This is a genomic window from Streptomyces sp. NPDC093097 (assembly GCF_044754325.1).
Classification (GTDB): domain Bacteria; phylum Actinomycetota; class Actinomycetes; order Streptomycetales; family Streptomycetaceae; genus Streptomyces.
The window spans coordinates 187750-200811 of sequence record NZ_JBIVOW010000009.1 but is presented as its reverse complement, the minus strand read 5'-3'; the positions used below and the strand labels follow the sequence as shown (position 1 = coordinate 200811).

The window sequence follows — 13062 nt, the reverse complement described above, 5'->3', positions numbered from 1 at the left end:
TGGACTCGGGGTTCCGGGTGAGAGAACCGCGGGTTAGAGTGACGCTCAAAACCGAACGGGAGGACGTGGCAGGATGCGGCTCACCCCCACGGAACGCGACCGGCTGCTGCTGTTCGGCGCGGCGGAACTGGCGCGGGCACGCCGGGCCCGCGGACGGAAGCTGAACGTGCCCGAGGCGACCGCGTTGATCGCGGACACAGTCTGCGAGGCGGCGCGTGACGGGCGCCGCCTCGCGCAGGCCATCGAGGCGGCCCGGAACGTGCTGGGGCACCAGGACGTGCTGCCGGGAGTGGCCGACATCGTCACCGAGGTGCACGTGGAGGCGGTCTTCGACGACGGCTCCCGGCTCGCGGTGGTCACCGACCCGTTCGGCGCCGCGCCCGCCCCGGACGCCGGAGAGGGGACGGCGCTCACGCCCGGCGCCGTACTGCCCGGCCCGGCCGACCCCGAGCCCGAACCGGCACGGGTGCTCACGGTGCGCAACACCGCGACCGTGCCGGTCAGCGTCACCTCGCACTTCCACTTCTTCGAGGCCAACCCCCGGCTGGAGTTCGACCGCGGCGCCGCGTACGGCATGCGGCTGTGCGTCCCGGCCGGCTCGTCGGTGCGGTTCGATCCGGGCGGGTCCTGCGAGGTCGGCCTGGTGCCGATCGGCGGCGACCGGATCGCGATCGGCTTCGCCGGCCTGGTCGACGGCCCGCTGGACGCCCCCGGCGCCCGGGCCGAAGCGCTGCGGCGGGCCGCCGCCTGCGGCTACCTGGGAGCTTAAGGAGCAGGCATGAGCCGGCACATCGACCCCCGTGAATACGCCTCGGTCCACGGTCCGCGGGCCGGCGACCGAGTCGTCCTCGGCGACTCCGGGCTGGTCGTCCGGGTCGAGGAGGACGCCCAGAAGCCCGGCGACGAGTTCCTCGCCGGCTTCGGCAAGACCGCCCGGGACGGACTGCACCTCAAGGCCGCCTCGCTGCGCGAGACCTGCGACGTGGTGATCAGCAACGTCCTGGTCATCGACGCGGTGCTGGGCATCCGCAAGGTCTCCGTCGGCATCCGCGAGGGCCGCATCCACGCCATCGGGCGGGCCGGCAACCCCGACACCCTAGACGGCGTCGACGTCGTCGTCGGCACCGGCACCTCCATCGTCTCCGGCGAGGGCCTGATCGCCACCGCCGGCGCCATCGACACCCACGTCCACCTGCTCTCCCCGCGGGTGATGGAAGCCTCGCTGGCCTCCGGCGTGACCACGATCATCGGCCAGGAGTTCGGCCCGGTCTGGGGCGTCGGCGTCAACTCCCCCTGGGCGCTGCGGCACGCCTTCGGCGCGTTCGACGCCTGGCCGGTCAACATCGGCTTCCTGGGCCGCGGTTCGTCCTCCGACCAGGCCCCGCTGGTCGAGGCGCTGGCCGAGGGCGGCGCACTGGGCTTCAAGGTCCACGAGGACATGGGCGCGCACACCCGCGCCCTGGACACCGCACTGCGGGTCGCCGAGGAGCACGACGTCCAAGTGGCCCTGCACTCGGACGGGTTGAACGAATGCCTGTCGGTGGAGGACACCCTCGCCGTCCTGGAGGGCCGGACCATCCACGCCTTCCACATCGAGGGCTGCGGCGGCGGGCACGTCCCCAACGTCCTGAAGATGGCCGGCGTCCCCCACGTCATCGGCTCCTCCACCAACCCCACCCTCCCCTTCGGGCGGGACGCGGTCGCCGAGCACTACGGCATGATCGTCTCGGTCCACGACCTCAAGACCGACCTGCCCGGCGACGCCGCCATGGCCCGGGACCGCATCCGGGCCGGCACGATGGGCGCCGAGGACGTACTGCACGACCTCGGGGCGATCGGCATCACCTCCTCCGACGCCCAGGGCATGGGCCGGGCCGGCGAGACCGTCCGCCGCACCTTCGCGATGGCCGGGAAGATGAAGGCCGAACTCGGCCCGCTGGAGGGCGACGGCGCCCACGACGACAACGCCCGCGTCCTGCGCTACATCGCCAAGCTCACCCTCAACCCCGCCATCGCGCACGGCCTCTCGCACGAGATCGGGTCGATCGAGGTCGGCAAGCTGGCCGACCTCGTGCTGTGGAAACCGCAGTTCTTCGGCGCCAAACCGCAACTGGTGCTCAAGTCCGGCTTCCCCGCCTACGGCGTCACCGGCGACCCCAACGCCGCCACCGACACCTGCGAACCCCTGGTCCTGGGCCCGCAGTTCGGGGCGCACGGCGCGACCCCGGCCGAGATCTCGGTGGCCTTCGTCGCCGGCGCCGCGGCCGAGCAGGGCGGCGACACCCTGCCCACCCGGCGGCGCCGGGTCGCCGTCCGCGGCACCCGCGGCATCGGCCCCCGCGACCTGATCCACAACGCCCGGATCGGCGACGTCCAGGTCGACCCGCGCACCGGACTGGTCACCCTCGACGGCGAACCGATGCGCTCCGAACCGGCCGAGGAGGTCGCGCTGTCCCGGCTCTACTTCCTCTGAACCCCCGGTGCCGCACCTCCCCCGGAACACCGGTGACGCCCCGACCGCCCCGCGCCCCCGCGCCCCAAGGACAGGACCCCGTATGCCCACCCCCGCCGCCGACGGCTTCCGCATGCCCCCCGAATGGGCCCCGCACGAGCGCACCTGGATGGCCTGGCCCGGCCCCAACGCCACCTTCGGCGCGGAGGGCGGCCAGGCGCTCACCGCGGCCCGCGCCGCCTGGGCCGCGGTCGCCCGCGCCGTCCGGCAGTACGAGCCGGTCACCGTGGTCGCCGGACCCGGCCAGCTGACGGGCGCCCGCGCCCTCCTCGGCGCCGGCATCGACCTGGTCGAACGCCCCCTCGACGACGCCTGGATGCGCGACATCGGCCCCACCTTCCTCACCGACGGCACCGGACGACTGGCCGCCGTGGACTGGCGGTTCAACGGCTGGGGCGCCCAGGAGTGGGCCACCTGGGACCACGACGCGAAGATCGCCGAACAGGTCGCCGACCTCGCCGGCGCCGGCCGCTACGCCACCCCCCTGGTCAACGAGGGCGGCGGCATCCACGTCGACGGCGAGGGCACCGTCCTGCTCACCGAGACCGTCCAGCTCGACCCGGGCCGCAACCCCGGCCGCACCAAGGAAGAGGTCGAGGCCGAGATCCACGCCCACCTCGGCACCACCAAGGCGATCTGGCTGCCCCGCGGCCTGTCCGCCGACTACGGCCGGTTCGGCACCCGCGGCCATGTCGACATCGTCGCCGCCTTCGCCCGCCCCGGTGTGGTGATGCTCCACACCCAGCCCGACCCCGCCCACCCCGACCACACGGTCTGCCGCGAGCTCGGTGCGCTGCTGCGCGCGTCCACCGACGCCCGCGGCCGGCGACTCGAGGTCGTGGAGGTCCCGGCGCCCACCGTCATCGAGGCGGACGGCGAACCGGTCGACTACTCCTACCTCAACCACCTCCAGTGCAACGGCGGCATCGTGCTGTGCGCCTTCGACGACCCGCGCGACGCGGAGGCCGCCGCGCTCTTTCGCCGGCTCTTCCCCGGACGCACCGTCACCCTCGTCGACGCCCGTACGATCTTCGCGGCGGGTGGCGGCATCCACTGCATCACCCAGCAGCAGCCGGCGGCCTGACCCGCCGCCGCCCGATCCGTCCCGACCCCGGAGGTCCCCGTGCCCGGTCCCGAACGCCGTCCCCGGCGGCTCGCCCCGCCGCGCGAGCAGGTGCTGGCCGCGGCGATGGCCGCCATCGCCGCCGAGGGGCTGGACCGGCTGACCATGGCGGGACTGGGCCGCGAGGTGGGGATGAGCAGCGGCCACCTCCTCTACTACTTCGGCACCAAGGACGCGTTGCTGCTCCAGACCCTCCAGTGGAGCGAGGAGCAGCTGGGCGCCGAGCGCCGGGCCGCCCTCGCCCGCCGGGTCCCGGCCCGCGAGCGGCTGGACGCCCTGATCGACCTCTACCTCCCCGAAGGCCACCGCGACCCGCGCTGGACACTCTGGCTGGAGGTCTGGGTCCGCTCCCAGAACGCCGACGACGAGAACCGCCGGCGCCAACTCGACCTGGAGCTGGCCTGGCACCGCGACCTGGTCGCCCTGCTGGTCGAGGGCGCCGCCAAGGGCGAGTTCCGGGCCGTCGACGCCGAGCGCCTCGCCACCCGCACCCGGGCCCTGCTCGACGGCTTCGCCACCCACCTCGTCGTCGGCCTCCCCGGCACCGACCGCGACCGGGTCCGCGACGAGGTCCGGCACTTCCTGGACGAGGCGCTCACCCCGCCCGCGGACTGAACCGCCACCGGACCGTTCCGTTCCGCCGGCACCGCGACCGCAACGCACGCAAGTACGCGCGATCGTTGCCACCACGCCCCTTGCCGACGGGCCCGCTCTGGGCGACCGTGATCCGCTATGGGACGAGAGCAATGGAAGAAGATCTGGGTCGGCTCGGCCGGCAACATGGTCGAGTGGTTCGACTGGTTCGTCTACGCCAGCTTCGCGGTGTACTTCGCCGACGCGTTCTTCCCCAAGGGGAATGACACCGCCAACCTCATGAACACCATGGGGATCTTCGCCGTCGGCTTCTTCATGCGCCCGGTCGGCGGCTGGCTGCTCGGCCGGGTCGGCGACCGCCGGGGCCGCAAGGCCGCGCTCACCCTGACCGTGACGCTGATGTCCGCCTCGGCCGTCCTGATCGCCGTCGCCCCCACCTACGCCGCCGCCGGCTACGGCGGCATCGCCGTCCTGCTGGTGGCCCGGATGCTCCAGGGGCTCTCGGTCGGCGGCGAGTACGCGGCCAGCGCCACCTACCTCACCGAGGCGTCCGCGCCCGGCCGCCGCGGCTTCGCCTCCAGCTTCCAGTACGTCTCGATGACCGCCGGCCAACTGCTGGGCCTGGCCCTCCAGATCGTCCTCCAGCGCAGCATGTCCGAACAGGCGCTGCACAGTTGGGCCTGGCGGATCCCGTTCATCGTCGGCGCACTCGGCGCGGGCATCGTCTTCTACCTGCGCCGCAGCATGCTGGAGACCGAGGTCTACGCCGAGGACGACGACGCCCAGAACGACCCCGACCGCGGCACCATGAAGGCGCTGTGGGCCCACAAGCGCGAGGCGTTCCTGGTCATCGCGCTCACCATGGGCGGCACCGTGGCGTACTACACGTACACCACCTACCTCACCAAGTACCTCTCCGGCACCGCCGGGCTGTCCAAGCCGACCGCCTCCCTGGTGAGCTTCTGCGCGCTGTTCCTCTTCATGTGCCTCCAGCCGCTGGCCGGCGCGCTGTCGGACCGGATCGGCCGCCGCCCGCTGCTGATCACCTTCGCCCTCGGCTCGACCTTCCTGACCGTGCCGATCATGACGCTGCTCAAGCACGCCGGGTCCTTCTGGCCGGCGCTGGGCCTGTCGCTGCTGGCCCTGGTCGTGGTCACCGGCTACACCTCGATCAACGCCTGTGTGAAGGCCGAGCTGTTCCCCACCGGCATCCGCGCCCTGGGCGTCGCCCTGCCGTACGCCATCGCCAACGCCCTCTTCGGCGGGACGGCCGAGTACGTCGCCCTGTGGTTCAAGAACGGCGGCATCGAGTCCGGCTTCTTCTGGTACGTCTCCGGCTGCGCGGCGGTCTCGCTGGTCGTCTACCTGACGATGCGGGAGACCCGGACCATCGACCTGAACCGCATGGGGAAGGCGCACAGCGACGGCGGCACGGACCCGGACCGGGTGCTCGCATCCTGAGACGGCGACGTGGCGGGGGCGGTCGTGTGCCAGACTGCCCCCGTGCTCTCGTTCGCCATGATTATTGGCAGCAGGCGCGCCGGTCCGCAGTGACCGCCCGTACGACCCGAGTACGGCGCGGCCACCGTCGTCCCAGACCCGCGCGCAGACCTCTCGCACCCGCGAGGGGTTTTTTCGTTTCCGGGGCCCACCCGTTCACCGGAGGCGGAGCGCGAGGGATCATGGAGGGACGGTGGAACCGGGCATTCCGGTAGACCGAGACCCGACAGGAGCTTGACCAGCATGACGGACGTACCTGAAGCCGCCGTCCCGGACGACTTCCACGTTTTCGACACCACGCTGCGCGACGGCGCACAGCGCGAAGGCATCAACCTCACCGTCGCCGACAAGCTGACCATCGCCCGGCACCTGGACGACTACGGCGTCGGCTTCATCGAGGGCGGCTGGCCCGGCGCCAACCCCCGGGACACCGAGTTCTTCCAGCGCGCCCGCGCCGAGATCGACTTCCGGCACGCCCAACTGGTCGCCTTCGGCGCCACCCGCAAGGCCGGCGTCCGGGTCGAGGACGATCCGCAGGTCGCCGCGCTGCTGGACTCGCAGGCCCCGGTCATCACGCTGGTCGCCAAGTCCCACGTCCGCCATGTCGAACTGGCGCTGCGCACCACGCCCGAGGAGAACCTCGCGATGGTCCGCGACACCGTCGGGTACCTGCGCTCCCACGGCCGCCGGGTCTTCCTCGACTGCGAGCACTTCTTCGACGGCTACGCGCTGGACCCGGCCTACGCCAAGGACGTCGTGCGCACCGCGTACGAGGCCGGCGCCGACGTCGTGGTGCTCTGCGACACCAACGGCGGGATGCTCCCGGCGCAGGTGACCGCGGTGGTCCGCACCGTCCGCACGGACACCGGCGCCCGGCTCGGCATCCACGCCCAGGACGACACCGGCTGCGCGGTCGCCAACACCCTGGCCGCGGTCGACGCCGGCGCCACCCACGTCCAGTGCACCGCCAACGGCTACGGCGAACGGGTCGGCAACGCCAACCTCTTCCCGGTCGCCGCCGCCCTGGAGCTGAAGTACGGGCGCCCGGTCCTGCCGCCGGGCAAGCTCGCCGAGACCACCCGGATCTCGCACGCCATCGCCGAGGTCGTCAACCTCACCCCCTCCACCCACCAGCCCTACGTCGGGGTCTCGGCGTTCGCCCACAAGGCCGGGCTGCACGCCTCCGCGATCAAGGTGGACCCGGACCTCTACCAGCACATCGACCCCGCCCTGGTCGGCAACACCATGCGGATGCTGGTCTCCGACATGGCCGGCCGGGCCTCGATCGAGCTCAAGGGCAAGGAGCTCGGCATCGACCTGAGCGGCGACCGGGAGCTGGTCGGCCGGGTCGTCGAGCGGGTCAAGGAACGCGAACTGGCCGGCTACACCTACGAGGCCGCGGACGCGTCGTTCGAGCTGCTGCTCCGCGACGAGCTGCGCCGGGCCGACGCCGGCGGCAAGCCGCTGCGCTACTTCACCGTGGAGTCCTGGCGCGCCATCGTCGAGGACCGCCCCGACGGCACCCACGCCAACGAGGCCACCGTGAAGCTCTGGGCCAAGGGCGAGCGGATCGTCTCCACCGCCGAGGGCAACGGCCCGGTCAACGCCCTGGACCGGGCGCTGCGGGTGGCCCTGGAACGGATCTACCCGCAGCTGGCCACGATGGAGCTGGTGGACTACAAGGTCCGCATCCTGGAGGGCGCGCTGGGCACCGCCTCGATCACCCGGGTCCTGGTCTCCACCAGCGACGGCCGCGGGGAGTGGTCCACGGTCGGCGTCGCCGAGAACGTCATCGCGGCGTCCTGGCAGGCGCTCGACGACGCGTACGCCTACGGGCTGCTGCGGGCCGGGGTCGAGCCGCAGGGATGAGGGGGCGGGGCGCAGGGCTGAGGGGGCGGGGCGCGTGCGCGCGCCACGGGTCCCGATCGTGCGGGGCCGGTTGAGAGGACCGGCCACCCGGTACTCGGCCGAGGCGTCCGGCCGGGGTTGTCCACAGGCATCGGCGGGGGCCGGTGCGGAGCGTTACCTTCGCCGCATGTGTGGTGGAGGTGGGGGAGGGGCCTCGCCACGGGGGTGGGGGGAGCGGGCGGGGCCCCTCCGTCTCCTCCCCGGGTTGTGGGGAGAGGGAGGGGCCCCTGCCAGGAGCGCGGCGGCGGTCAGCCCGCCTTGACCGCCGAAATGTCAAAGACCAGCTTCACCTTGTCGCTGACCATCACCCCGCCGGTCTCCAGCGCCGCGTTCCAGGTCAGGCCCCACTCGGAGCGCAGGATCTCGGCGCTGCCCTCGAAGCCGACCCGCTCGGCGCCGTAGACGTCGGTGGCCGCGCCGTGGAACTCCAGGTCGATGGTGAGCGGCTTGGTGACGTCCTTGATGGTCAGGTCGCCGGTGATCCGGTAGCCGTCGCCGCCGGTCGCCTGGGCGGCGGTCGAACGGAACGTCATCAGCGGGAAGTTCTCCGCGTCGAAGAAGTCCGCACCGCGCAGGTGGGCGTCGCGGTCGGCGATGCCGGTGTCGATGCTGGTGATCTTGATGTCGAGGCGGGCGGTGGAGCGGGCCGGGTCGGATCCGTCCAGGTGGAGGGTGCCCTCGTGCTCGCCGAAGCTGCCGCGGACGTTGGTGACCATGGCGTGCCGGACGGTGAAGCCGATGCTGCTGTGGGCCGGGTCGATGGCGTAGTCGCCGGTCAGGGCGGCCAGCGCGGGGTCGACGTCCAGGACGGCGGCGGTCGCGGCCGGGGCGGGGGCAGCGGCGGTGCGCTTGCGGAACAGGGACATGGCTCCTCCTCGGGAACGGGTTGCGGGCAGGGGGTGCGCGCCGCGTGGCGTTGAACCGGCCTTGTTTAACGTTCAACGAGATTCACCGTAGCGGCATCTCGTTCAATATTCAACCTTTGTGGTCCGTGACTCCTCCGGACGAGTGCCGTCACCCGCTTCCGACGCGGTCATTGCCGCGCCGTGCGACCCCGTGCTAGACCATCGGAAACTCCCAAGTGCGCAGCTCCACGCCCCAGTTGACGCCATGGAGAGGAGCGACCATGTCGCCCGCCGCCCCGCCCGCCTGGTCGCGCCGAGGACTGCTGACCGCTGCCACCGCAGGCGCGCTCGCCCTCGCCCTCGGCCCGGCCGCCGCCCCCGCGACCGCCGCCACGGACCCCGCCGACCCGTACGCCACCCTCCGCCGCCGCTGGTGCGACCTCGCCCTCGGCACCGGCTTCGACCCCACCGCCGCCCCCTACGCCGACGCCCTGCGCGAGACCGGCGACCTTGCCGCCGGCTTCCGGCGCACCATGCACCCGGCCGCCGGCTCCCTCTGGCCGGACTGCCCCTACGACCCGCCCTCCGGCCTCACCCGCAGCTACGACCGGCTCACCACCATGACCCTGGCCTGCGCCCAGCCCGGCACCGGCCACACCGGCGACCCCGACCTCGCCACCGCCGTCCGCACCGGCCTGGACCACCTCGACCGCACCGTCTACCACCCCGCCACCACCCCCTACGGCAACTGGTGGGAATGGCAGATCGGCAGCCCCAGACTCCTCCTCGACACCCTCGCCGTCCTCGACGAGCGCCTCCCCGGCGGCGCCGGCGACGACCTCCGCGCCCGCTGCCTCGCCGCCGTCGACCACTTCGTCCCCGACAGCGCGCTGGGCTCCTACACCGGCACCAGCACCGGCGCCAACCGCGTCGACCTCTGCCGCGTCGTCGCCCTCCGCGGCGTCCTCGGCCGCGCCCCCGCCAAGATCGCCCTCGCCCGCGACGCCCTCTCCCCGGTCTTCCCCTACGTCACCCGCGGCGACGGCCTCTACGCCGACGGCTCCTTCATCCAGCACACCTGGGTCGCCTACTCCGGCACCTACGGCGCGGTCCTCCTCGACGGCCTCGGCCGGCTCTTCACCCTGCTGCGCGGCTCCAGTTGGGAGGTCACCGACCCCAACCGGCAGATCATCCTCGACAGCGTCGAGCACGCCTACGCCCCGCTGCTCCACGACGGCCTGATGATGGACAGCGTCAACGGCCGCGCCGTCAGCCGCGGTTACCTGCGCAACGACGAACGGCACCTCCTGCACAGCGACCACCGCCACGGCCACGCCCTGATCGCCGCCATCGCCCTCCTCGCCGAGGGCGCCGGCACCGCCGAACGCGACCGCTGGCACGCCCTGGTCAAGGGCCAGATCGCCCGCGACCGCACCCTGCCGCTGCTCACCGACCGCCAGTTCCCGGTCGCCGACCTCGCCCGCCTCGCCGCCGTCGACGCCGGCCCCGCCCCCGCCGCCCCCGAGCCCGTCGGCCACCGGCTCTTCCCCGCCATGGACCGCGCCGTGCACCGCCGCCCCGGCTGGACCGCCGGCCTGGCCATGGCCTCCGACCGCATCACCTTCTACGAGAACGGCAACGGCGAGAACAAGCACGGCTGGCACACCGGCGCCGGAATGCTCTACTGGTGGCCCGCAGGCCGGGCCGGCGACCAGTACACCGACGCCTTCTGGCCCACCGTCGACCCCTACCGGCTCCCCGGCACCACCGTCTCCACCAAGCGCCTGGCCGACAACGAGGGCGGCGGCTGGGGCGAGCCCAAACCCGCCGCCCGCTGGGTCGGCGGCACCACCGACGGCACCTACGCCGCCTCGGCCAGGACCTCCGGGGCCTGGCCTCCACCCTCCGCGCCAGGAAGTCCTGGTTCGCCCTCGCCGACTGCGTGGTCTGCCTCGGCGCCGGCATCACCGCACAGGACGGCGTCCCGGCCGAGACCGTCGTCGACAACCGCAACCTCGGGGAGCGCGGCACCGCCGCCCTCACCGTCGACGGCGTGCCCCGGCCCACCGCCCCCGGCCGCACCACCGTCTTCCCCCGCGCCCACTGGGCCCACCTCGCCGGCCACGGCGGCTGGGTCTTTCCCGGCGGCGCCCCCCTGCACGCCCTGCGCGAGGACCGCACCGGCCACTGGTCCGACATCAACAGCACCTCCACCCCCGACCCCTACACCCGCCGCTACCTCACCCTCTGGCACGACCACGGCACCGACCCCGCCGGCGCCGCCTACGCCTACCTCCTCATGCCCGGCGCCGGCCGACGCGCCCTCGCCGCCCGCGCCGCCGACCGCCACTGGCTGACCGTCCTCGCCAACGACGCCGACCGGCAGGCCGTCGCCGTCGCCCCGCTCGGCGTCACCGCCGCCAACTTCTGGCGCGCCGGCACCGCCGGGCCGCTCACCGCCGACGGCCCGGCCAGCGTCCTGGTCCGCACCCGGCGCACCCCCGGCCGGGACGGGCGCACCGCCACCCTGTGCGCCGCGGCCCCCGAGCGCACCGGAGCCCCCCTGGAGCTCACCTGGTCCCGGCCGGTCCGCGCGGTGCTCGACCACGACGCCACGGTCGAGGTCCTGGCCGCCGGCGCCACCCTGCGCCTGCGCCTGACCCCCGGCACCGCCTGCGCCACCCACACCTGCACGGTCCTGCTGCGCTGAGTGCCGGGCACCGCTGCCAACCACCGACCGGCACAACACGACCCCGCTGTCATTTGTCGGCACCGCACAGACGCTGGACATCGCGTCCACCCCGCCACAGCCCAGTAGCCGGGCCGCGTGCAGCGGGGTTCTGTACCGCCTGCCCACGAAATCGCGCCCGACGTTGTACGAAACCGACATCGGTGTGGGGGGCCTCGCCCACGTACCGTCGATACATGACCACTGTCGAAGATGTGCCCGCCGGCGCCACCGACGCCCGCGGGCGCGTCGCCGAACTGCACGCGATCCGTGAGCAGGTCCGGCGAGGCCCCAGCGAGCGAGCCACCGAAGCGCAGCGTGCCAAGGGCAAGCTGACGGCCCGCGAGCGGATCGACCTGCTGCTGGACGAGGGCTCCTTCAACGAGGTCGAGCCGCTCCGCCGGCACCGCGCCACCGGCTTCGGCCTGGAGGCCAAGAAGCCGTACACGGACGGTGTGATCACCGGTTGGGGCACGGTCCACGGCCGGACCGTCTTCGTCTACGCGCACGACTTCCGGATCTTCGGCGGCGCCCTGGGCGAGGCCCACGCCACCAAGATCCACAAGATCATGGACATGGCCATCCAGGCCGGTGCGCCCCTGGTGTCGCTCAACGACGGCGCCGGCGCCCGCATCCAGGAGGGCGTCTCCGCGCTCGCCGGCTACGGCGGCATCTTCCAGCGGAACACCAAGGCGTCCGGCGTCATCCCGCAGATAAGCGTCATGCTGGGCCCGTGCGCCGGCGGCGCCGCCTACTCGCCGGCCCTCACGGACTTCGTCTTCATGGTCCGTGACACCTCGCAGATGTTCATCACCGGCCCCGACGTGGTCCGCGCCGTCACCGGCGAGGAGATCACCCAGAACGGCCTGGGCGGCGCCGACGTGCACGCCGAGACCTCCGGCGTCGCGCACTTCGCCTACGACGACGAGGTCACCTGCCTCGAAGAGGTCCGCTACCTGCTGTCGCTCCTCCCGGCCAACAACCGGGAGAACCCGCCGGCGGTCACCTGCGAGGACCCCGTCGACCGCAGCTGCGACACCCTGCTGGACCTGGTCCCGGCGGACGGCAACCGGCCGTACGACATGCGCAAGGTCATCGAGGAGATCGTCGACGACGGCGAGTACCTGGAGGTCCACGAGCGCTGGGCCACCAACATCCTCTGCGCGCTGACCCGCTTCGACGGCCGGGTGGTCGGCATCATCGCCAACCAGCCGCAGTCGCTGGCCGGCGTCCTGGACATCGAGGCGTCCGAGAAGGCCGCCCGCTTCGTCCAGATGTGTGACGCCTTCAACATCCCGATCGTCACGCTGCTGGACGTCCCCGGCTTCCTGCCCGGCGTCGACCAGGAGCACGGCGGCATCATCCGCCACGGCGCCAAGCTGCTCTACGCCTACTGCAACGCGACCGTCCCGCGGATCTCCATCGTCCTGCGCAAGGCGTACGGCGGCGCCTACATCGTCATGGACTCGCAGTCCATCGGCGCCGACCTGACCTACGCCTGGCCCACCAACGAGATCGCGGTGATGGGCGCCGAGGGCGCGGCCAACGTCATCTTCCGCAAGCAGATCGCCGAGGCGGACGACTCCGAGGCCATGCGGACCCGCATGGTCAAGGAGTACAAGTCCGAGCTGATGCACCCGTACTACGCGGCCGAGCGCGGCCTGGTCGACGACGTCATCGACCCGGCCGAGACCCGTCGCACGCTCGTCCGGGCGCTGGAGATGCTGCGCACCAAGCACGCGGACCTGCCGGCCCGCAAGCACGGCAACCCGCCGCAGTAGCGGCTGCCGCGGCCGTCGCACGACGCGGCGGCCGCTGCGCCCGCCGCGTGCCGTTCTTTCTGCCTTTCACC

General features: G+C 72.9%; 8 protein-coding genes and 1 pseudogene. 8 read left to right on the top strand and 1 reads right to left on the bottom strand.

Going from position 1 to position 13062, the window contains the following annotated elements; translation table 11 throughout:
- Positions 1-73: 73 nt before the first annotated feature.
- From ureA to cimA, 6 genes are all read left to right on the top strand, one after another.
- A complete protein-coding gene (ureA, locus tag ACIQE0_RS18090) occupies positions 74-769 on the top strand; it encodes an urease subunit gamma (RefSeq protein WP_402333087.1) in 696 nt (231 codons plus the stop codon).
- A 9-nt stretch (positions 770-778) separates the two neighbouring features.
- Positions 779-2473, top strand: a complete 1695-nt coding sequence (locus ACIQE0_RS18085) for an urease subunit alpha (protein ID WP_402333082.1) — start codon at positions 779-781, stop codon at positions 2471-2473.
- Between the two features lie 82 nt (positions 2474-2555).
- A complete protein-coding gene (locus ACIQE0_RS18080) occupies positions 2556-3596 on the top strand; it encodes an agmatine/peptidylarginine deiminase (RefSeq protein ID WP_402333079.1) in 1041 nt (346 codons plus the stop codon).
- Positions 3597-3635: 39 nt separating this feature from the next.
- A complete protein-coding gene (locus ACIQE0_RS18075; RefSeq protein WP_366330678.1) occupies positions 3636-4250 on the top strand; it encodes a TetR/AcrR family transcriptional regulator in 615 nt (204 codons plus the stop codon).
- A gap of 117 nt (positions 4251-4367) precedes the next feature.
- Positions 4368-5690, top strand: coding sequence for an MFS transporter (locus ACIQE0_RS18070; RefSeq protein ID WP_402333075.1), 1323 nt, complete (start codon positions 4368-4370; stop codon positions 5688-5690).
- Positions 5691-5972: 282 nt separating this feature from the next.
- Entirely contained in the window at positions 5973-7598 is a 1626-nt protein-coding gene (gene cimA, locus ACIQE0_RS18065; RefSeq protein WP_366330676.1) for a citramalate synthase, read from the top strand.
- A 287-nt stretch (positions 7599-7885) separates the two neighbouring features.
- Here the strand turns inward: cimA and ACIQE0_RS18060 are convergent, their stop codons facing one another.
- Positions 7886-8503, bottom strand: coding sequence for a YceI family protein (locus tag ACIQE0_RS18060; protein ID WP_366330675.1), 618 nt, complete (start codon positions 8501-8503; stop codon positions 7886-7888).
- 260 nt (positions 8504-8763) lie between these two features.
- Here ACIQE0_RS18060 and ACIQE0_RS18055 point away from each other — a divergent pair.
- Positions 8764-11192, top strand: a pseudogene (locus tag ACIQE0_RS18055) (polysaccharide lyase 8 family protein).
- Between the two features lie 215 nt (positions 11193-11407).
- A complete protein-coding gene (locus tag ACIQE0_RS18050; protein ID WP_366330673.1) occupies positions 11408-12991 on the top strand; it encodes an acyl-CoA carboxylase subunit beta in 1584 nt (527 codons plus the stop codon).
- Positions 12992-13062 lie beyond the last annotated feature (71 nt).